General features: G+C 67.3%; 17 protein-coding genes and 2 pseudogenes. 4 read left to right on the plus strand and 15 right to left on the minus strand.

The features are described 5' to 3' along the window. Nucleotides 1-120 precede the first annotated feature (120 nt). Together ACM6LU_RS19335 and ACM6LU_RS19340 are read right to left on the minus strand one after the other, a co-directional pair. A complete protein-coding gene (locus ACM6LU_RS19335) occupies nt 121-360 on the minus strand; it encodes a DUF4073 domain-containing protein (protein WP_414939094.1) in 240 nt (79 codons plus the stop codon). After that, nucleotides 361-1134 carry a metallophosphoesterase gene (locus tag ACM6LU_RS19340; protein WP_414939095.1) on the minus strand — a complete coding sequence of 258 codons (774 nt, stop codon included), beginning with the start codon at nt 1132-1134 and terminating at the stop codon, nt 361-363. It lies immediately after the preceding gene. Nucleotides 1135-1329: 195 nt separating this feature from the next. Here ACM6LU_RS19340 and ACM6LU_RS19345 point away from each other — a divergent pair, with 195 nt between their 5' ends. Together ACM6LU_RS19345 and ACM6LU_RS19350 are read left to right on the plus strand one after the other, a co-directional pair. Beyond that, on the plus strand, nt 1330-2166 hold the full coding sequence (locus ACM6LU_RS19345; RefSeq protein WP_414939096.1) for an MBL fold metallo-hydrolase: 837 nt from the start codon (nt 1330-1332) through the stop codon (nt 2164-2166). A gap of 25 nt (nt 2167-2191) precedes the next feature. After that, entirely contained in the window at nt 2192-2602 is a 411-nt protein-coding gene (locus ACM6LU_RS19350; protein ID WP_414939097.1) for a hypothetical protein, read from the plus strand. Nucleotides 2603-2643: 41 nt separating this feature from the next. On the opposite strand, the gene ACM6LU_RS19355 is transcribed toward ACM6LU_RS19350, so the two are convergent. The 3 genes from ACM6LU_RS19355 to ACM6LU_RS19365 form a co-directional block, all read right to left on the minus strand. Next, a complete protein-coding gene (locus ACM6LU_RS19355; RefSeq protein WP_414939098.1) occupies nt 2644-7509 on the minus strand; it encodes a DUF6531 domain-containing protein in 4866 nt (1621 codons plus the stop codon). A 46-nt stretch (nt 7510-7555) separates the two neighbouring features. After that, nucleotides 7556-9166 carry a carboxylesterase/lipase family protein gene (locus ACM6LU_RS19360; protein ID WP_414939099.1) on the minus strand — a complete coding sequence of 537 codons (1611 nt, stop codon included), beginning with the start codon at nt 9164-9166 and terminating at the stop codon, nt 7556-7558. Between the two features lie 153 nt (nt 9167-9319). Further along, nucleotides 9320-10138 carry a serine hydrolase gene (locus ACM6LU_RS19365; protein WP_414939100.1) on the minus strand — a complete coding sequence of 273 codons (819 nt, stop codon included), beginning with the start codon at nt 10136-10138 and terminating at the stop codon, nt 9320-9322. 82 nt (nt 10139-10220) lie between these two features. On the opposite strand from ACM6LU_RS19365, the gene ACM6LU_RS19370 reads away from it, so the two are divergent. Continuing rightward, a complete protein-coding gene (locus ACM6LU_RS19370) occupies nt 10221-10355 on the plus strand; it encodes a hypothetical protein (protein WP_414939101.1) in 135 nt (44 codons plus the stop codon). A gap of 26 nt (nt 10356-10381) precedes the next feature. On the opposite strand, the gene ACM6LU_RS19375 is transcribed toward ACM6LU_RS19370, so the two are convergent. From ACM6LU_RS19375 to ACM6LU_RS19405, 7 genes and pseudogenes are all read right to left on the minus strand, one after another. Further along, nucleotides 10382-10594, minus strand: coding sequence for a hypothetical protein (locus ACM6LU_RS19375; protein ID WP_414939102.1), 213 nt, complete (start codon nt 10592-10594; stop codon nt 10382-10384). A gap of 26 nt (nt 10595-10620) precedes the next feature. Continuing rightward, a complete protein-coding gene (locus tag ACM6LU_RS19380; protein WP_414939103.1) occupies nt 10621-11187 on the minus strand; it encodes a dihydrofolate reductase family protein in 567 nt (188 codons plus the stop codon). 154 nt (nt 11188-11341) lie between these two features. After that, nucleotides 11342-11488, minus strand: a pseudogene (locus ACM6LU_RS19385) (hypothetical protein); the annotation flags it as partial. Between the two features lie 20 nt (nt 11489-11508). Next, nucleotides 11509-11766 (minus strand): annotated as a pseudogene (locus ACM6LU_RS19390) (hypothetical protein); the annotation flags it as partial. Between the two features lie 7 nt (nt 11767-11773). Beyond that, complete coding sequence (locus ACM6LU_RS19395; RefSeq protein WP_414939104.1) at nt 11774-12343, minus strand: PadR family transcriptional regulator; 570 nt, start codon at nt 12341-12343, stop codon at nt 11774-11776. Nucleotides 12344-12383: 40 nt separating this feature from the next. Continuing rightward, on the minus strand, nt 12384-13259 hold the full coding sequence (locus ACM6LU_RS19400) for an alpha/beta fold hydrolase (protein WP_414939105.1): 876 nt from the start codon (nt 13257-13259) through the stop codon (nt 12384-12386). A gap of 25 nt (nt 13260-13284) precedes the next feature. Beyond that, nucleotides 13285-14292 carry an NAD(P)/FAD-dependent oxidoreductase gene (locus ACM6LU_RS19405; RefSeq protein ID WP_414939106.1) on the minus strand — a complete coding sequence of 336 codons (1008 nt, stop codon included), beginning with the start codon at nt 14290-14292 and terminating at the stop codon, nt 13285-13287. A gap of 13 nt (nt 14293-14305) precedes the next feature. Here ACM6LU_RS19405 and ACM6LU_RS19410 point away from each other — a divergent pair, with 13 nt between their 5' ends. After that, nucleotides 14306-14704 carry a hypothetical protein gene (locus ACM6LU_RS19410; RefSeq protein ID WP_414939107.1) on the plus strand — a complete coding sequence of 133 codons (399 nt, stop codon included), beginning with the start codon at nt 14306-14308 and terminating at the stop codon, nt 14702-14704. 662 nt (nt 14705-15366) lie between these two features. Here ACM6LU_RS19410 and ACM6LU_RS19415 read toward each other — a convergent pair. Genes ACM6LU_RS19415 through ACM6LU_RS19425 form a run of 3 tightly spaced genes read right to left on the minus strand, consistent with a single transcriptional unit; the run spans nt 15367 to nt 22063 of the window. Next, nucleotides 15367-16737, minus strand: a complete 1371-nt coding sequence (locus ACM6LU_RS19415) for a diaminobutyrate--2-oxoglutarate transaminase family protein (RefSeq protein ID WP_414939108.1) — start codon at nt 16735-16737, stop codon at nt 15367-15369. Then, nucleotides 16734-20798 (minus strand): Pls/PosA family non-ribosomal peptide synthetase, encoded by a 4065-nt coding sequence (locus tag ACM6LU_RS19420; RefSeq protein WP_414939109.1) that lies wholly within the window; start codon nt 20796-20798, stop codon nt 16734-16736. The genes ACM6LU_RS19415 and ACM6LU_RS19420 overlap by 4 nt, the downstream gene beginning before the upstream one ends. Next, nucleotides 20795-22063, minus strand: a complete 1269-nt coding sequence (locus ACM6LU_RS19425) for an aspartate kinase (RefSeq protein ID WP_414939110.1) — start codon at nt 22061-22063, stop codon at nt 20795-20797. Before ACM6LU_RS19425 ends, ACM6LU_RS19420 begins: the two co-directional genes overlap by 4 nt. Between the last annotated feature and the right edge of the window lie 425 nt (nt 22064-22488).

Raw genomic sequence — 22488 nt, forward strand, 5'->3', positions numbered from 1 at the left:
ACTTCAGCGGCCCGGTCGATCGCTGGGTCGACTCGGCGAGCGAGGTCAAATCGGTGATCGCGGCCCGGCCTCGCACCCAACCCCTCGTGCCGACGATCAACGCCACCACGATCGTGACAATCAGAGGCTGTCTCGCAGCGGCACGGTGATCTGCTTGAGCCAGGTGCCGGTGGTGAAGTCGCGAGCTTTGATCACGACGGCGCGGTGGGACACCTCGACCTGGAGGCCCTGGTTGAAGCTGCCGCCCAGGGACGCCTCACCGCCCTTGCCGTCGTCCACCCAGCCGGTCTGCACGGCGCCGGTGTTGACCACGGTGAAGCCTTCGAGGTTGCCGCTGCCCGGAACGACCCGGCGGGTCACTTAGTCCGACAGGGTGAGGTCCCAGTGGGTGTGCCCGGAGAACAGGAACACGTCCCGGTATCTGCCGAGCACCGCGAGCAGCCGGTCGGCCTGGAGGTAGTCGTTGAGGTAGAGCTTGTTGCGGGTGCCGGACACGGTGTTCGGCAGTGGGTGATGGGTCAGCACCATCACCGGCTTGCGCCACCGGTCCCAGTACGCCAGCCGCTGTTCCAGCCAGGTGAACTGCCGGTCGCTGATCCACACCTCGTCCCACAGCTTGGGGTCGTGGTACTTGGCGTAGCGCTCGGTGCCAAGGCACAGCACCGGCACCCCGTCGAACGAGGTTTCCGAGTAGACCGTGTTGCGCCCGGCGAAGTTGTAGAAGCTGCGGAACAGCGAGTCTTCGGTGGTGCCGTTGGGCCAGGTCTCCTGCGCGAGTGTGTCCGGGTCCCGCCACTTCGGCACATAGAACTCGTGGTTGCCGATGGCCCACGCCACTTTTCTCGGATGCGGGTGCTTGTCCAGCGTCGACCGCACCTGGGCGTACTCGAAGTCGTAGCCGCGCGGGGTGATGTCTCCCGCCACGCCGAGCCCGGCGCTACGGGGGTTGATGGCGTTGATGTCGTCCAGGGCCTTGCCGAAATCGGCCAGGTCGCCCTGGATATCGCTGATGATGTTGAACCGGACGGCCATGCCGAACGGGTCCCGGCCGGGGGTGGCCTCCGCCGGGACGCCGAGTGCGGTGGTCGCGGCCACCGCACCACCCGTGGCCAGCATGAACGACCTGCGATCCATCAGACACCCACATTTCAGCTACCTCGACACCGACAGCGCAAAGGTAGGATGTCTGAGCTGATCATTGGTGTCGTCGCGCCAGCCGGGGCGTGTACGCGAAGATAACTTCGGGCTCCGCCCGAGTGCTTGCAATCTGCCACCACTCGGCGCTACCTTTCCGACAAGTGGTTGCACTTTACAAGCGGAAGGGTCACGATGCTGAGACAGGTCGCGGAGGGCGTGCTGGTCCACCGGAGCGAGTTGCTCCGGAACAACACGGTTGTCGTGCAGGGCCAGGTCGGCGTGCTGGTCATCGACGCCGGGATACAAGACTCCGACATGGCTTGCCTCGCAAACGACCTTCGCGAGTTGGGCCAGCCCGTCGTGGCAGGCTTCTCGACGCATCCCGATTGGGATCACGTGCTCTGGCACGCCGAACTCGGCGAAGCACCCCGTTACGGCACGGCCCGCTGCGCGGCCCGTATGCGAAGCGTGCGGTCGAACACCGACTGGCGGACCCTCGTCGCCGAGGGACTACCCTCGGAAATCGCCGACGACATGTCACTCGACCTCTTCGGCCTCATTACCGATCTGCCTGCCGAAACCACGCACATTCCTTGGGATGGCCCTCAAATCCGGGTTATCGAGCATCCGGCTCACTCCCCGGGCCATGCGGCGCTGCTGATCGAAGAACGCGGGGTTCTCGTCGCGGGCGACATGCTCTCCGATGTCTTCATCCCGATGCTCGACGACTTCACCGACACCAATGACCCCATTGAGGAGTACCTCGTCGGGCTGCGACTGCTCGAGCCCGTGGTGAACGACGCTACTGTTCTCATCCCCGGCCACGGATCCGTCGGCAGGGCCGATCAGTTACGCGCACGGCTCGAACAAGATCGCGCGTACGTACATGCCTTGCGTGACGGCCAAGCACCCGATGACCCACGCATCGGCCCATCGGCGAAGCCCGGCTGGGAGTGGGTGAGTGACATCCACGAAGGGCAAGCTCAGAGCCTCGCCCGGAGGAACGAGCGCGACGGGACGCCCGGCTGACGCACGGTAGCGCTACCGTGCGTTCGTGACCCCAGCCGATGCCCGCGAAGCCCTCCAGTTCCACGCCTGCGTGCACCCCGACGTGGACGATCCGCGCTGGCAGAAGGGTTTTCTTGGCTCTCTGCGGCCCTTCACCGGCTTGCGCGAGGAGAACTTCCACGAGGTGATGTCGGCGTTGCGAGTCTTTGCCGAGCCACTACAGGCCGACATGGTGCCACGCGAGGTGATCTCCACCCTGGTCGGAATCTGTCACTTCGCGCGAGCCTGGGGCGTCGAGCCCGAGGGCATGCTCCGTCGAAACGATCTGATCGGCGACACGGACGTGGCTCGTCTCGACGAGTGGATCTCGACCATTTCCTACGCGCTGACCATGATCATGGACGGCGATGTCGCGGAGGCCTTCGACGAGTACGACCGTGCTCGTCGCCGACCCTGATCAAGGCACTTGCCCGAGTCACCACCGCAGAAGTTCCCCCGCTACAGGTACTGACTGAGGTCGTGGCCCTTCGGGTTCTTGATCCACTCGGTGCCGTCGGGTGTGGTGAACTTGCCACTGATGGTGTCGAACTTGGTGCCCAGCGGGGGCAGATCCGGCAGCGGGACGTCCATCTTGCTGTTCATCAGCCGTTGCGCGATGTCGGGGGTGATCCCGGTGTACTGGCTGTTGATCTCGACGTGGTCGCGGATCCCGCGTTCGAAGTCGTTCTCCGATTTGGGAAACTTCACCTCGTCACTGGGCTTGACCCGGAAGTCGATGCCGATGTCGGAGGCGTCCCGATTGGCGAGGGTGTTCTTCAGGTCGACGTAGGTTTGCAGACTCGATTCGAGTTTCTTGTAGTTCATGTTCGCGGTATGCGTCAGCGGGATCATGTTGTCGGCGGTGCCCGGCCCGCCCATGTCGCCGTTCTCGAGGTGCCCGCGGATCCACTTCTCATCGGCGCTCAGGAACTGGCTCTCCCCCGGCTTGGGATTCTTCTTCGGAGTGTTCTCCAGGGTCTCCACCAGCTTTTCACTCAGTTTGTTCTCCCCGTAGACGTCTCCGTTCTTGTCCACCTTGTTGCTGATGACCGAGTTCTTGTTCAGCGCGTCGACGTCGGTGACCTGCTTGGTGTCCGGCGTGTTGACGAAGTCCTTCCCCCTGGTGGAGTTCTTGTCGTAGGTGGCCCGGACTTCTTCGGTGGTGCCCGCCTGGTTCTTGCTGCGGCCACCGCGGTTGGCGTTGTCGTTCTCGGCACGCGGACGTTTCGAGCTGCCACCGGTGTTACCCGCGTTGTGCCCGGTGCCGGAGGTGTCCGGGCCGTCGACGAACTTGCGTTTCTTGTCGCACCACACCAGGCCCAGCGGATCCGAGCCCGCGGTCGGGTCGTGCGGGTAACCGGCCGGATCGGGCCCGGCGGGGAGTCCGAGCGGATCCTGGCTGAGGTAGCGCGCGGTGGCCGGGTCGAAATAGCGGTGCAGGTTGTAGTGCAGCCCGCTTTCCGCGTCCAGATACTGGCCGGGGAACCGCAGCGGCGTGCCCGGCGCACCGGCCAACGGCCTGCCCCACAGCGTCCAGCGGCCGGTCCAGCTCAGTACGCCCGCCGGGTCCAGCAGGTCGGTCGGCGTGCCGATGGAGTCGGTCACGAAAGCCCGGAACCGCATCTGCCCGGCGCCGTGCTCGGTCTGGGTGACCGGTTCCTCGGTGTCGGGCCGCCGGTCCCAGGTGGTGACGGCGACGCCCGCCGGACCGGTGTGCGTCTGTTCGATCAGTGAATTGCCGTCCCAGACGAAACGCACCTGTTCGAGTACCCGGCCGTCGGGGCCGAGCAGTTCCTTCGCCGTGCGCCTGCCGAGCGGATCGTAGCGATATCGCCAGCGGCGGCCGTCCGGCGTGGTGAGACCGGTCAGCCGGTTGCGCGCGTCCCAGTCGTAGCGCCAGATCCGGTCACCTTCATGCCGGGCGGTACGACGGCCGCTCGCGTCGTGCTCGTAACGGACCACTCCCGCGCTGGTGACCGTGTTGCGCTCGTACGCGCGCGGTCCGGTTTCGGGGTACGCGGTGTTCGTCGTCACCCATTGCACGACCTTGCCCGCCCGATCGTAGGCGATGTCCTCACGCACCCCGTCGACCAGGTGGGTGGTGATCCGTCCGGCCGCGTCGCGTCCGAACGACTCACCCCCGGCGGCGTCCCGAATCGCGGTCAGCTCACCGTCGTCTGACCTGGCGAACTCCCGGTGCCGCAGCACGGTGCCGGTCGCGTCGGTGAAAGTCTGGCCGACGATCCGGTCGTCGGCGTCGAACTGCTGCCGCAGCTGGGCGCCTCGGTCGACGCGCCGTCCGATCGGGCGGCCCTCGGCGTCGTAGGCGTAGTCGACGCTGTGGTCGGCGGTCGACAGCACGCTCGGCCGCTCTGCCTTGTCGAAGGACCACACGCTGGTCGCACCGGAGGGGGTACGCCTGCTGATGGTGCTCCGCGCGGGGTCGTACTCGAAGACCACTTCCTGCCCATCGGTGACGGTGCGGACCATCCGGCCGTTCTCGTCCCGATCGAATTCCACCACGGACTCGCCGTCGTCGGCACGGACCAGCTCGCCGACCGCGTCGTAGGCGTAGGTGGTCTCCGTGTCTTCGGTACGGATCCGGACCAGGTTGCCGATCAGGTCATAGCCGTAGTCCGTGGCCCGGCCGGCGGGGTCGACGGACCGGATCAGCTGGCCCGCCGCGTCGTAGGCATAGGTGTGCGCACGGCCGTCGAAGTCGGTCTGCCGGACGAGGCGGCCGGCCGGATCGTATTCGTAGGTCCAGGTCAGTCCGTTGGGATTGGTCACCACGGACGGCCGCAGCTCGGTGTCATAGGTGTACTGGGTCCGCCCGCCAGCCGGATCGATCTCCGCGGTCAGCATGTCGAACGGGCCGTACTCACGCCGAGTCGCGCGACCCGCCGGATCGACGTGTTCGACCTCGTTGCCCTCACTGTCGTAGCGCCAGCTCTGCCGCTCGCTCAGCGAGCCGACCCGCCAGGCCCGCAGCCCCTCCACGGTCCAGCCGATCCGGGCCCGTCCCCTGCCGTGCGGGACCGAGCGTGGCCGTCCGAACAGATCGTTGTCCTCGGCCTCGGTGTCGTCGGGATTCGGGCCGGTGTCGAGGTTGATCGAGGCGGACACGCCGACCGGGTCCTGCCGCGGATCCGGTCCCCGACCGTCCGGGTAGGCCCGGTAGCGGGTGTGGTCACCCTCGTCCGCCAGCAGCCCGTCGACCACGCCGTCCTCGGACCGGTTCACCAGCACCACGCTGCCGTCGGGCCGGGTGACCTTCGAGATCTCGCCTTCGGCGTTGTAGGTGAAACTCGTCGTCCGGCCGAGCGGGTCGGTCTTCGACCGCATCCGGTCCCGGTCGTCCCAAGCGAAAACGGTGGTCGCACCGAATGGATCGGTTTCGCGCACCACGTGGTGCGCCGTGTCGAGCTCGAACACCGTGACGTTGCCAAGGGAATCGGTATAGCGGGTCCGCTTCGGCTCGTAGTCGAAAGTGCAGTCGAGGAACCCGCGATCGCCCACGGTGCGCACACAGCGCCCGGCCGCGTCGTAGACGTAGCGGTACCAAATCCCATTGCGGTCCTGCCAGCCCGCCAGACGGCCGTCCGGGTCGTAGTCGAACCGCAGGGCCCGGCCGGAGGAGTTGGTCACCTCGGTGAGGTTTCCCGCGTCGTCGTACCCGTAGCGCATGACGACCACGTTCTGGCCCTGCAACGGATCGGTCATCCGCAGCGCACGCACCCGGCCGCGGTCACGGTCGATCTCCAGTACCCGCCCGTCGGAGTGCCGCCAGCGCACCCCCGAACCCTCCCCGTCGTGGTCGACCTCGATTCTCGGCCCGTCCTCGCCGAGCTCGAACGCGGTCAGCGGCAGCACCCTGGCCGGGGCACCCGCGACCGGCGCGAAACACAGCGTGATCCCGGAGTCCCAGGTCAGCAGCCGGTAAACGCCCGTCTCGTCCACCATCAGCACTCGCGACGGCCCGGCGAGAGAGTCCATCGGCCGTCCCGGCTCCGGCAGCGGGAACGTCAGGACCGTGCCGTCGTCGGAGAAGAAGCGGGCGTGTTCGGCGGTGAACTCCAGCCGTAGGTCGGCGGTCGACGACCAGGATCGGCCGAAGCCGGTGCCCTCCCGGTAGCTCGACATATGCGTGCGGCGGATCCGGATGGGCAGCGGTCCGGCCAGCGAAAGGTCGTCCTGCACCATCACGACCTCTCCGGTGGCGATGTCGATCGGGTCGCCACAGAGGTTCAGTTCGTCCGGCGCGGAGTGCTTGGGCGGAGGCTCGGTACGGGCCGGGGGCGGGCTTCCCTTGGTTCCACCGCCGGAACCACCCTTTGCACCCGAAGGAGTGACGTTCTCGCCGGGCGGGTTGGGGTTGCCGTTCTTGTCCCCGCCGCCGGAGCCACCTTTGTCGCCGCCGGGGTTGCCCTTGTCCCCGGACGGGCCGGAATGGTCGCCGGAAGGACCGGTGTGATCTCCTGACGGACTGGTGCCGTCGTCCTTGGGGTCGGGTTTGGGGTCGGGCGCTTTGGTCTTGATGTCCTTGAGCTTGCCGGCGGGTTTGACCGTCCCGCCTTTGAGGTTCTTCAACGCCTTCCCAGCGTCGTCGAACAGATCCCCGGCCTTCTTCAACAGCGGGATCAGGCCTTTGAGCGCCTTCACCAGCTTCGTGGTGAGTCCGGCGATCTTCGACGCCGTCTTCGCCACCGCGGCCACCACCTGCGGCACCACCCACGTCAGCCCGATCCCGAGCGTGAACACCACCTGCAACGCCCACGAAATCAGGTGCCCGATGAGTTCGGCGATGATGTCGCGGACCAGCGTCCGGACCGCGGCTACGACCTCCCCCGCCGTCTTGACCCCGCTGGCCGCGCCTTCGGTCCCTTTCTGAGCGCTCTCCATCAGCGTCGACGTGTTCTTCGCCTGCTTCCGGTACGCGTCGGCCGCTTCCCCCGTCCAGCTACCGAGGTCCTTCTGGACCAGGTCCACCAGCTCGACCGCGACGTCCCCGATCTCCTTGGCGACGTTCGTCCACGTCTCCGCCTGCGCCGCGATCTCGTCCGCGTTGCCGGTGAGAGCGTCGAGAGCCTCCTTCAGCGGGCCGACGTGCTCGATCAGCCAGCCGACCCCGGCGGCGAAAACCGCCCCGATCGGGTCCATCACCGCGGTCAGCGCGTCCAGCGCGGTCCCCACCGCACCCAACGCGACCGAAGCCCAGTCGCCGCTCTCGATCGCCGACTTCAGGTCGAGGGCGCCCTCCAACAGCGGCACACCCGACACCGCCGTCGTCGAGTCCTTCACCGGCGCGACCAACGGATTGCTCATGACTCAAGATTCAAGCACGCCACGTTCGGCCGACTCCGAAGCGTAGCTAGGGTGTCAGCGAATTCCAGAGTTCGTCACAGTGGTGTTGACGAGAGATCTCGGTAGTGAGCTGGCTGTCCCCCGCGGCGTGGAGCGACATGACGACGGGATTGTCCTCGGTGTAGGGCTCCCAGCGTGGCGTGCCGTCCACGGTGGGGTTGCCGGTGCGGGCGAAACCTGTCCACTGCGCGACGAGCTGGTCGGACAGTACTTGCAGGTTGGGGTTGAGCTTGACGCCGTCCGGGAGCAACAGGAGCCACTCGGCGATGTGGTAGGCGCCGTTCGGTTTGGTGGGGTCGAGGAAGAACTGCGGCGGCACGTCCGTGGCGTCCATCTGGTAGGCGTAGACCGGGATGTGCCGCGCCAGCCGTTCGTTGTTCAGCATGGCGGGGCAAACCGAGTTGGAGTCGGCCACGATGGTCCGGAAGGCCAAGAACGGGGCGGGCGAGGGGAACCGCGTCAGCGGATACGTCCGCCGGACAGCGGGAGCGTGCTCGCCGTACTGCTCGCGCACCAAGCGGTCGTAGTCGGCCGGGGTCGACGCGGAAGGCAATTGGGTCTCGTCGCGTGCCACGCCGTGGATCAGGGCCACGTCGTTGACGTGCCCGGTGGCGAAGGCCTCTCCCGGCGACATCGGCAGTGTCGTGCCGTTCACGATCGGCGCGATCGTTCCGTTGTCGGGTTCCCTTCCGTGATCAGCTTGTTCGAGCAGGGCTGCGGCCGGTAGCCCGCGAAGGCATGCTCCGGCCTCGGCCGCGTTGCCGCAACCGAGGGCGGCAGCGAACCGCGCACCGGCACGCTGGGCCTGCTGTTCCGTTGGCAGTTTCGCGTTGCAGTCCTGCGCCTGCCACACGGTGTTCACGCCGAGCAGCGAGTTGTACTCCCCGCTTTCGCTGATACCGCGCTGGAACAGCCCCGCTGAGGCAGGTGAGGCGGTGTGGGCGCAGACGCTCGACCCGCCCGCGGAGGCGCCGTAGATCGTGACGTTGTGCGGGTCACCGCCGAACCGCGCGATGTTGCGCCGCACCCAGCGCAACGCGGCCTGCTGGTCCTGCAGCCCGTAGTTGCCGGCATGACGGCCGAACGCCTCGTGCGCGAGGAAACCGAAGATCCCGAGGCGGTAGTTGACCTCCACGCTGATGACCTGGCCCGTCGTCACCAGACGGCTCGCGTCCTGCGGCTTCCACAGCAGGAACCCGCCGCCGTGGATTTGCACCATCACCGCCAACGGACCGGGTCCCACCTTGGCGGGCACGCGGACAGTCAGGTTGAGGCAGTCCTCGTTGTCCGAACCCGGACCGGCACCGGATGGTTGCGGGCACTGGTTGCCCTCCGTCGTGGCGGCGAACGGCTCGGTCCACGGGGCGGGCCGCCGTGGCGGCTTCCAGCGCAGGTTCCCTGTCGGCGGTGCGCCGTAGCGGATCCCTTGCCATGAACGGACATCGGCTCCCGCGATACCGCACACCGGCCCGTCGTCGGTCACCACCGTGGTGCCCGCCGAGCAGGCCGGTGCGGCTCGCTGCCCCATCTTCAGATCGCCTGCCATGGACGCCGAAGCGGTCAGCGACAGCGCCATCAGCACGACGACGGCCACGGCGAGCTTTCGGTCGAGTCTCATCCGTCCTCCACGTACCGAACAAAGGTCTGCCGAATTGGACGCGATAACCTCCAGTCTGGCCATCGCCCAGCAGGGCACAACCTCCGTTCGGTGGCGCCGGAATTGTCAAATTCCGGGCCACCATGGGCTTTCGCGGAGATCCGGATTCAGCGATCAGTGCCCGAAGTACCCCTTGAACAGGATCTCGCTGATCCTGGTGGTGGTCTCCTTTCCGGTTTCGAAACCGTTCTGGATGACCTTCGTGTTGTTCATCAGGGCGAGGGTGTACCGCTCGTTCGGTCCGACGAAACCGACCGAGTTCATGATCCAGGAGCCGTCGTCGTTGTCGTCGGACCAGCCGTCCTTGTTCCCCGGCCGCGCGGCGGAACCGGCTCCCCAGACACCCCACTGCTGGTTGACGTCGACGGTCCTCATCTCGCGGACGATGTAGTCACGGTGCTGCCGGGGCAGCCGCGTCAGGACGTAGTTGACCAGCCGGTCCAAGTCGTTCGCGGTGGTCAGGATCCAGCCCCAGTGGTGCGGGTGCTGATCGGTGAACCGCATGTCGGTCATACCGTAGGCAGGGAACCGCTTGGCGAACTCGGCCTCCCCGCCGTACCGGGTCCACAGCGTGTGGGCGGCGGCGTCGTCACTGGAGTTGAGCATCCGGTGGATCAGGTCCCGGTCCTCGGCGGTCAACCGGACGGCCCCGGAGTCGTTGCGCAGCAACAGGTCGACGACCATCGCCAGCTTCGGCGTGGAACAGGCCCAGATCAGGGTCCCGGCGGCCGCGCTCCGGTAGACGGCACCGGTCCACCGGTCACGGAGGACGATCCCGGTCTCGCCGGGCCTGCTGTCGGCATAGGCCTGAGCACGCGTGATCCGCGCTTGGAGTTCCCGGTCGAAGCGGGTGGTCGCCCCGGCGGGCGCGGCGGAGGTCAACACCACAACGGCCAGCACCACGGCCAAAATGGCGGAAAGTCTCTTCTTCATGTGTTCCCCAGAGTTAGGCGGCGGTCTTTCCTGTGTTTTCAGGCGTTCGGGAGCCACTGAGGTTGCCACAAACTGAGCTATAGTGACGGCGGTCACTTCGCGGCCCGATGCGCTCGGCGGCGGGCGGATGCGGCCGTACCGGATCGAAGACGCCACCGTGTCGGAATCCCTGGCCCTTGCGCGTGCCATGACGGTGAAGGCCAAGCCGCCGGGCTGAACCTGAGTGGTGGCTGGAGCATCGTTTCAGAACGACTCCTGGCCCACAGACGGGTGATCACCGCGTTCGAGGGCGCTCGCCGCGGAGACCGGCACGCTTTGCGCGCCGGACTTCTGCGTGAACTCGGGTGGCGTGATCTTCCTTCGAAGCAGGTTCTCGGCCAGGAGATCGGGAACGTGATCACCGATCTCCTGGCGCGCACGGAAAGTCGCGGTATCACGACCACGCAGGTGCCCCATGACCTGGCAACAGACGCGGCTCGAGGCTACTTCTTGATCTCGTAGCGCAGCAGTGTCAGGCCATTTTCGAACAACGTGGCCTCGACCGGCTTCAGGTCCTGTCGATCCTGGAAGACGCGCGTCCCCTTGCCGCGTGACACCGGGCAGACCAGCAGCCGGATCTCGTCGACATGGCCGGCGTCCAGCAGCGAGTGCATGAGTTTCAAGCTCCCCCACAACCAGATGTCCTTGCCGTGCTGCTCCTGGAGCCCCTGGATGGTGGCGGCCGGGTCGCGCGTCACGGTCGCGGCGGGGAAGTCACCCCAGGGCGCGTCGTCCAGCTTCGACGAGGCGACGAACTTGGTGAGGTTGTTGAGCTTCTTGCCGTATTCGCCCTGGTCCTCGGCGTGCGGCCAGTAGTCCTTGGACTGAGCGTAGGTGTTCGCGCCGAGAATCAGCGTGTCGAGCGAGTCGATGAACCCCATCACGCTCGCCTTGAACGCGGGGTCGCTCTTCTCGGAAAAGGGCTCCACTGACACGAAGCCGAGCCCGCCGTCTTCCTCCGCGGCGATGTTGTCGACGGTGACCCACTGCTGGACTATGAGCTTGCGCATGGTTGCCCTTCCGGTCTGTGCGCGGCCACGTCGGCCGCTTCTGCCTCTGGGACGGAGCCGCCACGCCGGTCTCGACATCCCGGTCACGGCGGACGATGCCGAGTGAGCCGCCCCAGCGCTCGCAGGCGTTCGCGAGACCGGCGTCGGTGTACTCCACGACGATCACGTTGCCGCCGAACGCCGGGACGTACTCATCGCAACTGTCCTGCTCACCGCATTCCTCGGCGACGGCGAAGTCGAGTCCGTTGGCTGCCGGTTCCCGGCCTGCGTTTCCCTCTCGGCCAGCAGGCCCTTGGAACACGTGAAGCTGTCATAGTTGTCCGGCTCGATCGCCTGGTAGCCCTTGGCCGCGCAGTCGTCGGTCCACGCGTTCACCTTCGCCACCACCCGCCCGCGCTTGTCCTCGGTCCGCAGATCGAGCAGGGCTTCACCACAGGCGGCTATTCGTCGCAGGGGCACACCAGTTGCGGAGCTTGATGAACAAGGGTTCGGGGACTCCGACCTGATCGGAACGGCGCAGCAGATCCTCAAGGCGGCAGGGTCGCCGCAAGGCTCGACGGGGCGACCCGCAGGCCGCACGAATCCGTCAAGCCCGGGGAGGTCGCCCTTCGGCGCGTTGCAGCCGTTCGATGGTTTCGTCGATCCAGTCGACCCAGGTCTGCGCCATCATCTCGCCGGCGCGGCGGACCGAGTCCCAGATCAGGGGATCGAGTTCGTCACCATCGGCGAGGTCGGTGGCCGCGGCGATCTGCTGAGGAAGCTCCTCGGCGAGCCTGTCGCGATCCTTGACGTGGAGATCACGCATCACCCGGAGCTGGGTTACCGTGTCCTCGGTGGAGCGGGACCCGGAGAAGAAGAACCGGACCAGGAACGGCACCCGGATCGGGTCCCGTTCGGTGACCAGTTCGCCGAGCCAGGCGTCGAAGGCCTCTCGACCGGCGTCGGTGGCCGAATACACCCGCCGGTCGGGCCTGCTCTGCTGCGGCTCCACTTCGGACACCACCAGGCCGCCGTCCTCGAGCTGGCCCAGTGTCCGGTAGATCTGGCTGAGCTGGGCGGGCCACACGAAGTGGATGCTGGCGCGGATCGCGGTGGCCAGGTCGTAGCCCGTCATCGGTTGCCGCAGCAGGAAACCCAGTAGGGCGAATCTGAGCATGGGGCTCCTTCCGGCGGCGACCGGAAGAGTATCAACCGGATCAGGCCTGGTCCGCGTGCCGGGCGAACCACGTTTCGAGCAACTCGGTGACCTGCTGAGGTTCTTCGCGGTGTGGCCAGTGCCGCGTTTCGAGCCAGTGCAGTTCGGACTCCTCGCACCGGGCGGCGCTGGGTTCGGCGAGATGCTTGCCGAGCGCGCCGTCACGGCGTCCCCAGATGATCTGGGTCGGAACGCGGACCGACAGGTCGGGCTTGGGACCCGTGGTGCGGAGGGACGGCAGCATTGACCGGAACATCGCGCGGTACCAGAACAGTGGCCGCTGGATCGCGCCTGGATGACGCCAGACGACGCGGTGCCGGTCCACGTCGGCGTGGCTCAGAACGGCTCCGTGCTTGAGCATCGAAGCGACGACCGCGCCACCACGGGCGCCGAGGATCGCCTCGGCGAGACCGGGGATCTGGAACGCCACCATGTACCAGCTCCGCAGGAGCTGAGAAGGTCGTCGGGTCAGTGCTTCGGCGAAGACCTCCGGATGCGGGCAGTTGACGATGGTCAGGGATCGGACCAGATCCGGCCGTTCGATCGCCACCATCCAGGCGACCGCCCCGCCCCAGTCGTGCCCGACCAGATGGACCGGCGCGACCTCCTGCCGTTCGATGAGCAGCGCGATGTCCTTGACCAGTTCGGGCATCCGGTAGTCGGCGACCGTCGCGGGCTTGGACGACAGGCCGTAGCCACGCTGATCCGGCGCGAGCACCCGATAGCCCCGCCCGGCCAGCGCGGTCATTTGTGGCTCGAAAGTGAACCAGAGATCGGGCCAGCCGTGAAGGAACAGTGCGGCGGGCCCGTTTTCGGGACCGTCGGTCTCGACGTGGAGCAAGACGTCGTCGACGTCCACGAACCGCGGCTGGAACATGGGGGCTCCTCGTTCGGGGAAAGGTTCAGGCGGCTCCGAGCACGGCGGCGACGGTCGCGGAGAGGGTGCCGGGATCGCGATCCCGCAAGGGGCGCAGCACCCGCCGGGCGATCCGCGGCGCGCCGAGCGACGAGACCGGCCGATGAAGATTGAGCACGTCGTTGAACGCCGCCGCCACTTCGGGGTCCAGCGCCGCCGCTCGTTCCAGCCGGTCACGGTAGCCCGCGCCGACCCTGGCCGTCCAGGGTGATCGGACCCCTTCGGCGCGGCAGCCGTAGCGGAGGTCTTCCCCCACGGCGAGGCGCCAGGCCTCGGCAGAGGTCGCGGCCACGGCGCGCGCGACGCGGCGCTCGAACCCCGGCCGCGATGCGCCGCCCTCGGCGATGAGCATCCGGCCGAGGGCGGTCGCGGAGAGTGCTGCGACGCTCATGCCCTGGCCGTAGATCGGGTTCGCCGCGCTGGCGGCGTCGCCGAGCACGACCACGCCGGACGGCATCTCGCGGCTTCGGTCGTAGTGGTGCCGGGTGTTGTCGCGGACGCGGAAGGTACGGATCGGGCCGACCGGCGTCGACCGGCGGAGCGCCTCGGCCACCACCGGCGCGGTCAGCCGGTCGGCGAAGTCACGCAGTTCCGCTATCTCGGTGGGCACCGGCGCGTTCCGGCCGATCGAGCCGAACGAGATGTGCAGCCTGCCGTGTTCGACGCGAAGCACCACACCGCCGACCGACGAACCGGATACCCCTTGGCCACCGAGGATGATCAGCCACTCGGGATCGAAGGACGGATCGGGTTCGGTGACCACGCTGGCATACCGGACGTCGGAGTGGACGATCGAGACCGGCGGGGGCCGGTAACCGATCCGTTCGAGCCACTCCGGCAGTCGCGAGCCGCGGCCGGACGCGTCGACGACCAGATCGGCGCCGAGACCGCCATCGGCGGTCCGGACCCCGGTGACCCGGCTGCGGGTCCGGTCGGTCAGCAGTCCGGCGGCGAGTACCCCGTCTCGGATCACGACGTTCGGCAACGCCCGCACGCGAGCCCGGATTGTGCTCGAGCAGGATCCGGCTGGCACCGAAGCCACCACTCCACCAGGCGGGTATCCGGATGGTGGCCCCGCCGCGGACCAGGAAGATCGACCGGTCCCCCATCGCGGGATCGCCGGAGCCCGGCGTCAGCGCGCCTGCCGCGTCCAATTCGGCGGACAGGCCGGGGAACAGGCCGGCCAGTACCCGGCGACCGGACCCCAGCAGGCCGTGCGCGTGATGCGACTGGGGAACGAATCGCCGATGGGCCGGCCCGTCCGGAAGCTCGTCACGCTCGACCACGACCACCTCGTCGTAGTGCTCGGACAGGACTCGCGCGGCCACGAGACCGGCCGTCCCCGCACCGAGTACCACCGCTCGACCTTGTCCGGCATATGGCATCATTCATATATAACTTGTTGAGTATTCCCCGTCAACTGTCCTAGCCGAGTTCCGCCGAGGAGGGGACGACGACGGCATAGAGGTCACCGATCGTGGCGAGAGCGGCGCGGTGAACGTGACACAACTGTGAGTCATGAATCCGGCGGCGTCGACCAGTTCTCCCAGCCGAGTGCCGACGAACGAGTTCGGTACGGTCTTCACCACGCCACACCGCCCCGGTGGTCAAGCCCAGGTCATCGAATTCCCGGTACCGGCCCCGAATGAGGACCCACTCACCGAGGTGCTGAACTGGTCTCAGTCCCATTTGGACAGACCGCAGAACATCGACCGGCTCGCCGCGCAGGCGTACATGAGCCGGAGCACCTTCACCCGCGCGTTCCGCCCGAACCGGGACCACCGTCCACAACTGGCTTGTCACACAACGTCTCGCCCGGACCCGGTACCTTCTCGAAACGACCACCCTTACCATCGTCTTCGCGGCGCAGACCGGTTTCGATACAGCCGCGCCCCTCCGCGAGCACCTCGCCACCACACCGACCCGCTACCGAGTGATGAGTTATAGCCAGGGGGCAGGATCGCGGTCCGTGAAGGCCCCCTTGAGGGACCCAGAGTCCCTCAAGGGGGCCTTCACGGACCTGGAACGCCGCCAGTCTCCGTGAGTGAGCAAAAGCGCGACAGGACGACTACTGGACGGGACCACAATGCTCGATGGCGTCGAGCAGAATGGAGCCGGCGAGCTCGACCACCTCGGCGGTCACGGTGAGCGGGGGCATCAGCCGGATCACGCTGTCGTCGCGACCGCCGAGTTCGACGATCAGTCCTCGCCGCAGCGCGTACGCCTGGACGGCGCGGGCATAGCCGACGGCCGGTCGGCCGTCGTGGGGGTCGGCCAGCTCGATCCCCCACATCAGGCCGAGGCCACGGACCTCGCGGACCCACGGGTGGTCGCGCACGGAGCGGAGCCGCTCTTCGAGCTGGTGCCCGCGGTGCCGGACATTGCCCAGCACGTCGTCGCGCCGGACGACGTGGACGGCCGCGGTGCCTGCCGCGAACGCGGCCTGGTTGCCGCGGAACGTCCCCGAGTGCGCGCCGGGCGCCCAGCTGTCCAGTCGCTGGTCGTAGAAGATGACCGCCACCGGCAGGCCCATGCCGCTCAACGCCTTCGAAGCGACGATCACGTCGGGCTCGATGTCGTACTGCTCGAACGCGAACCACGTTCCGGTACGGCCGCAGCCGGTCTGTACCTCGTCGACCACGAGCGGGATGTCCAGCTCCGCCGTGAGCGCGCGGACACGCCGGACGAAGTCGCGGTCGGCCGGGATGACCCCGCCCTCGCCCTGCACGATCTCCAGGATTACCGCGGCGGGCAGGGGAATCCCGCCATTGGGGTCGCGCAGGGACCGCTCCAGCAAGCCCACGCAGTTGGTCGCGCAGGTGTCCCGGGAGAGCCCCACGGGGCAACGGGCGCAGTAGGAGTACGGGAAGAAGTGCACACCGGGCACGCCGTTGGCGATCGGCCGTTTCTGGGCGACGAGACCGGTCAACGCCATCGCGGCATGGCTGGAACCATGGAATCCGCCCTGGAAGGACACCAGCTCGCCACGTCCGGTCGCGGTTTTGCAGAGTTTGATCGCGGCGTCCACCGCGTTGGCCCCGCCAGGGCCGCAGAAGTGCATCCGCATCCGCGAGCGCAGACCGGGCGGCAGCATGGACAACTGGGCGTCGATGAACTCGCGTTTGGCCGGCGTCGGGAAATCCAGGCCGTGGGTGAGCACGTAGAGCTGTTCCGTGGCCGCGTGCACCACCTCGGGATGGTTGTGGCCCAAGGAAAGCACACCCGCCCCGGCGAGGAAGTCGATGAAGACGTTCCCGTCCACGTCCCACAGGTAGCTGCCCTCCCCGCCGGCTATCGCGATCGGCAGGTTGCGCGGGTAGGCCCGCGCGTTGGATTCCCAGCGTCGCTGGTGTTCGAGGTACTCGGCCGAGCGAGGCCCTGGCAGATCGCCGTCGACCCGCGGCGCCAGCTCGGGTTTCGCCGTGGGGGTGTAGGTCATGGCAGGCTCCTTGCCGCGGTGATCTCTTCCGCCGTGTCGAGTTCGACCGCCGGATTGGCGTGCCAGCGGGTCCGCGCCGGGACCGCGGTGCCCTTCATCAGGAACGCGTCCGCTTCGGCGATCGCCCCCTCTTCCATCGTCACTCCGTAGTGGACGAACGCGCCGGTGCCGATCGTGCACGCGGCGCCGATGACGATGTGGTCGGATTTGAACGTGCCGTCCTCCAGCGAATGCGCCTGCAGGACGGTGTGCAGGTTGAGCACGCAATCGTCGCCGATGCTCACCAGGGACTTTTCCGGGATGGCGGCGCCGTCGTCGAAGACGCGGCGCCCGATGCGGACCCCGAGGCAGCGCCAGAGGAGGGTCTTGAACGGCGTCCCGTCGAACAGGTTGAGGTAGCGGCCGGGGCTGAGCTTCCAGAACCGTTCGTGCCGCCAGAAGACGGGATCGTAGATCGAACAGAACCGCGGCCGCAAAGCGCGGAAACCCTGCACGCAGAGTTCGGCCAGTACGAGGAACGACACCGAGAACAGCAGCGTGGCCACGATCCCACCGCCGACCGCGAGGGCACCGAACCGATCGTGCAGGGCACCGGCGGTCGTCCCGATCAGCATCACGCCGAGCAGCTGAAGCCAGTGCACCAGCAGGTAGACGAACATGGTGCCGGTGTTGTGCCGGTTCTTCGCCCTCATGCCACGGCGCAACGCGTCTCCTTTGCCGAGGTGCTCGAACCCGGTGTCACGGCGGACGGTCCTGGGGATTTCGAACGCGGGAGACCCGAGCAGGCCGACGTTCTCCCGGACCGGGCCGTCCAGGGGAACCAGGACCTTGGTGGCCAGCAGGCAGTTCCGGCCCACGCGCGCGTCGGGCGGATAGCCGATCTCGTTGCCCAGGAACGCCTGCGGCGGGACGGAGGTCCGGCGCAGGCGGAACGACGAAGCGGAGAAGTCCGCGTTGAACAGCGAAAGGCCGTCCGAGACCATCGTCCCGGTGCCCACCGTGCTGAGGAACGGCGTCTCGTGCCTGAGTTCGACCCCGAAGTTGGATCCGGTCTGCTCGACCTTCGACAGGTCGTACCCCAGCAGGCGCAGGTAATGCACGATGTAGCTGCTGTCACCGAACAAATAGGTGAACGAGCGCAGGTTGGTCAGCCGCGCGATCACCCGCTGGATAGCGAAGTGCCTGCCGTAGAGCGGGTAGACCCTGTCCGGCTCGAGGAACCGGTTGAGCAGGCGCGGGATCGTGAGGACGACCGCCAGCCCGGCGAGCAACGCCCCGAAGTACAGCAGGGCGGAATTGGCGAGCTGGCCGCGGTAGAACGCCCAGCTCGTGAAGTCCACCGCCGTCGTGAACCAGCGATCGGCAAGCAAGTCCGCACCACCCAAGGTCACGGGAAGCGTCAGCAGCAGCAGGACCAATAGGCTGGACACGCAGAAGGCGAACGGCCTGAGCCTGCCGCGGGCGACAGTTCCCAGCGCCCGGTAGTCCACTGTGGAGGGGCGGGCGGGCGATCCGTGCCAGCGTTCGCCGTCGGGCACGGTCTGCCCGGCGTTCAGTGACGACGAGTGGCCGAGCTGTGCGTCGTCGCCGATCGTGGTGCCGATGTCGAGCACGGTCATCTCACCGACGAACGCGTTCTCGCCGAGGGTGACCCTGCCGGTCTGGATCCGGCCCGCCCTGGCGCGGTAACACGGGAAGAACGCGTCCTTCCGGACGACCGCCCCGGCACCGACGCTGAGCAGATCGGTGCAGACCGGCGGGTTCCTGGACAGGATCACGGCGCCCTTGCCGATGTCCGCGCCGAGTGCCCGCAAGTAGAAGGAATACAACGGCGTGCCGATGAACAGCATCAGCGGACTGAACCTGATCAACGTCTTGACCGTCCAGAAGCGCAGATAGCCGGGACTCCAGAGCGGGATCTCCCCCGGTTTCCACCGTCCGACGAGCACCCACTTCGCCAGGATCGGCACCGTGGAGAGGACGGCGAAGACGATGAGCCCGAGCCCGACCGCGCGCGCATAGCCGTCGACGAGTCCGGTCGCCGCGGTGATCCAGGCGAAACCCCTGTCCAGGAGCCAGCCGGAGCCGGCGGCATAGGCGAGGAACGCCAGGAGCTGAACCAGTCCACAGAGGACATAAGACACGGTACCGGCGCGGTATGGCTCCTCGGCCCGTGCCGCCGTGGACTGGACCGAGGAAGGAAGCGACTCGGCGAGACCGCGAACAGTGGGATTGAGGTACACGTCCCTCGCCGACAACGGCGCGAGATCGCCGCGTTCCCGGACCAGCGCGCAGAACTTGGCCAACAGCAGCGAGTCGGCCCCGTAGTCGGCGAAAACGTCTCCCGTCACCGAGATCCGCTCGACGCCGAGGACACGGCCCAACGCGTCCGCGAGGTGCTGTTCGGTCTCGGTGGCCGGTGCCACGTAGTCGGTGAGGCCTGCCGCAGCTCGCGGGCTGCTCGGTGCCGGGAGGTGTTTGCGGTCGGCTTTGCCCGCCGGTGTCAGGGGGATGTGGTCGAGCTGTTCGAGATAGGCGGGCACCATGTAGCCGGGAAGCAACTCCCCCAGCCGTCGCCGCAGTTCACCGGCGTCGACGCTCGCTCTGTCGCGGCGCAGGCTGTAGTAGGCGACCAGTTCGGTTCTACCGGCTTCCGGATGGTGGGTGTCGACCACCGCCTGCGCGATTCCGGGGATCCGCAGCAGGACCGATTCGATCTCCGTGAGTTCGACGCGGTAACCGCGGATCTTCACCTGCGTATCGGCGCGGCCGTGGTACTCGATCTCCCCTTCCGGGGTGATCCGGCCCAGGTCACCGGTGCGGTAGATGCGGTGGGACGGGTTGTGCCCGATGCCGACGAAATCCGGGATGAACGCGCGCTCGGTCAGGTCGGGACGGTTCAGGTAGCCACCGGCGAGCCCGACCCCGGCGATACCGATTTCCCCCAGTTCGCCCGCGGCCAGCGCCCGCGGCTCGTCGGGATCGAGGATGACGACCGAGTAGGTGGGCAGCGGGACGCCGATGGTCACCGGCTGGTCCGGTCGCAGCACTGCCCAGGTCGCGGTGACCGTCGCCTCGGTCGGGCCGTAGACGTTGAGGAACCGCCGGTCCGGCCGATACCAGCGACGGACGAGGTCTTCGGGGCAGGCCTCACCGGAGACCAGGAGGAACCGCAGACGCGGCAGGTCCTCGTCGAGGCTGGCCAGCAGGGTCGGGACGCAGCACAACGCGGTTACGCCGTTGTCCCGCAGGAATTCGTGCAGTTCGTGGCCCACGAGACTCGTGCCACCGGGTTTCGGCACGAGGGTCGCGCCGGACAGCAGCGGGACCCAGATCTCCTCGACCGAGAAGTCGAACGCGATCGTCATCCCCTGGTAGACCCGATCGGTGCCGTGGATGCCGTAGACGTCGGCGGCGACCCGGACGAAGTTGCAGATCGAGGCGTGGTCGATCGTCACGCCTTTGGGCTGCCCGGTCGAACCGGACGTGTAGACGACATAGCAGAGTTCGTCTGCCGGGACGCCCTTCTCGGCCGCGCTGAGCCGGTCACCCGGCAAGGCGGCGATCCGGTCTTCGTCCTCGTCGAGACAGAGCAGAGCGACACTGCCCGGCTCGAAGCGGTCACGCAGCCCCGAGATCGTCACCACCAGCCGGACACCGGCGTCCCGGACGATGTAGCCCAGCCGCTCGTCCGGAAAACCCGTGTCCAGCGGCACATACGCCGCGTTGATCTTGAGGACGGCCAGCATCGCGACATAGGGATGCACCGGTTCGTCGAACAGCAACCCGATCCGGTCACCGGGCCGCACCCCGTGCCCTCGCAAATGACGGGCGAGGCGATTGGCCTGCTCGTCCAACCCGGCGAACGTGAGTTTCGTGCCCGCCGCGTCCACCGCGAGGCGATCACCGAGACCTTCTGCGCGCAAGCGATCGCAGAGCCCCTCGTACAACTGTTCCAGCCGCTGACCGCTGCTCCACCGGATCCGCTGTTCGTACCCGTCGCACGTCAGGACCAGGCTGTCGGTGGTGAACAGGCCGGCAGGCTGTCCGTACGGGCTCATGTCCGGTCCTCCGCCAAGCCGAACGAGTCGTGCAGCGCCCGGACGGTGGTGTCGACAGCCTCGACGGGAATCACGACGGTGAGCCGCGACTGCGAGGTCGTCATCGCCGGCACCGTGACGCGGTGGTCGGCGAGGACCCGCAGCAACTCGGGCAGGCAGCCGGGCGGATCCAGCAGCGCCGTACCGACCACGGAGACCGAGCCGAGGTCCTCGAGAACCGTGGAACGGGCGCCCAGCTTCATCGCGAGCTCGGCGATCGGTTCATTGAGCGGCTCCGAACCCCGCACGGTGAACCGCAGTTCGCCGGGATCGGGCCAGCTCAGGTTGTCCGGCTTCACCCCGCACCGGGCGAGAATCGTGAGTACGCGGGCGTAATGGTCCGCGTCGGAGGCCGAAACCTCGACCCTTACCAGCCGCACGTCGCGATCATGTGCGATGCCGATGACACGAGTGGCGTCCTCCAGGGACGATTCCGCCGCCGTGACGACGGTGGAAGGTCCAGGACTCGAAGAATGCTTCACGCGCACCGCCACCCCATGACGGCGGGCGAGCTCCACGGATCTGGGGTGCAGCACGCGGGCACCGAGACCGGCGAGCTCGACCATGGCGTCGTAGGAAATCGTCCTGACCGGCCGGGTGTCCGGCACTATCCGGGGGTCGGCGGTGCGGACACCGTGGACGTCGGTGCAGATCTCGCACTCGGAACCGCCGAGCGCGGCCGCGAGCGCCACCGCAGTGGTGTCGGAACCGCCTCTGCCCAGCGTCAGCAGCTCGCCGTTCGCGTCCCGTCCCTGGAACCCGGCGACCACGACGACCTGTTCGTCGCGCAGCCGCGCGATGATCCTCGCGGGGTCGACCCGCGCGATCGTTCCCGCTCCCGGTTCGCCGCTCACCTCGATCCCCGCCTGGTCACCGGTCAGTGACACGGCCTTGACGCCACGCTCGGCCAGTGCCAAGGCGAGCACCGCCGCGGAGACCTGTTCGCCCGTCGCCATCAACTGGTCGAGCTCTCGAGGAACCGGTGGCTCGCCGAATTCTCCGGCCAGCGCGATCAGCCGGTCGGTGGTATCGCCCATGGCCGACACGACCAGGATCACCCGGTTCCCCGCTTCGACGAGCGTGGCCACGTCGGCAGCCACCTCGCTCACCATTCGCGGCGTGGCCAGCGACGAGCCCCCATATTTTCGTATGACCAGTTTCTCGCTTCGCGTCGACCGAGAGGGTGGAACCAAACCGACATCGAGACCTTGGGTACGATTCACCATTTTCCTTAATAGATCGCCGACCTGGCCGGGTATGCGAAGCGACCACACTGCCACAGAAGTGCTTGCCTGCCAGAGCCTTCCCAAGCGTTGGACTCAGTCGCCGCGCGGCGGCGTCACAGCATTGAAAAGTAGTGCGAGAAACTTTTGGCGGGTACCTCCATCCGTACGAAAGACCGGAAGGCAGATCCCTCGGGGTCATAACCCGGCGGCATCACACAATGACATGCGCTTGAACAGCCCAGTTCGATGGAATTAGGTCATATGAATGACGAATTCCGATCCGCTTCGAAATTCGGGTGAACGGCCGAACGTCAATGCGAAATGGATTTCCATGCAGTGCCGAAATGTACGAGATCCTCTAGCGGGCCGAAATCCGTCAAAACGGCGATAGTTCGCTCGATGGCCGAAACCTCTCGTGCTCCGAG

It is taken from the genome of Amycolatopsis sp. cmx-11-51 (assembly GCF_047608665.1).
In the GTDB taxonomy this organism is placed as follows: domain Bacteria; phylum Actinomycetota; class Actinomycetes; order Mycobacteriales; family Pseudonocardiaceae; genus Amycolatopsis.

Coding starts and splice junctions, on each gene's coding strand:
- ACM6LU_RS19340 (WP_414939095.1), bottom strand. CDS start 1,134: ATGGATCGCAGGTCGTTCATGCTGGCCACGGGTGGTGCGGTGGCCGCG.
- ACM6LU_RS19345 (WP_414939096.1), top strand. CDS start 1,330: ATGCTGAGACAGGTCGCGGAGGGCGTGCTGGTCCACCGGAGCGAGTTG.
- ACM6LU_RS19355 (WP_414939098.1), bottom strand. CDS start 7,509: ATGAGCAATCCGTTGGTCGCGCCGGTGAAGGACTCGACGACGGCGGTG.
- ACM6LU_RS19360 (WP_414939099.1), bottom strand. CDS start 9,166: ATGAGACTCGACCGAAAGCTCGCCGTGGCCGTCGTCGTGCTGATGGCG.
- ACM6LU_RS19365 (WP_414939100.1), bottom strand. CDS start 10,138: ATGAAGAAGAGACTTTCCGCCATTTTGGCCGTGGTGCTGGCCGTTGTG.
- ACM6LU_RS19375 (WP_414939102.1), bottom strand. CDS start 10,594: ATGGGGCACCTGCGTGGTCGTGATACCGCGACTTTCCGTGCGCGCCAG.
- ACM6LU_RS19380 (WP_414939103.1), bottom strand. CDS start 11,187: ATGCGCAAGCTCATAGTCCAGCAGTGGGTCACCGTCGACAACATCGCC.
- ACM6LU_RS19395 (WP_414939104.1), bottom strand. CDS start 12,343: ATGCTCAGATTCGCCCTACTGGGTTTCCTGCTGCGGCAACCGATGACG.
- ACM6LU_RS19400 (WP_414939105.1), bottom strand. CDS start 13,259: ATGTTCCAGCCGCGGTTCGTGGACGTCGACGACGTCTTGCTCCACGTC.
- ACM6LU_RS19415 (WP_414939108.1), bottom strand. CDS start 16,737: ATGACCTACACCCCCACGGCGAAACCCGAGCTGGCGCCGCGGGTCGAC.
- ACM6LU_RS19420 (WP_414939109.1), bottom strand. CDS start 20,798: ATGAGCCCGTACGGACAGCCTGCCGGCCTGTTCACCACCGACAGCCTG.
- ACM6LU_RS19425 (WP_414939110.1), bottom strand. CDS start 22,063: ATGGTGAATCGTACCCAAGGTCTCGATGTCGGTTTGGTTCCACCCTCT.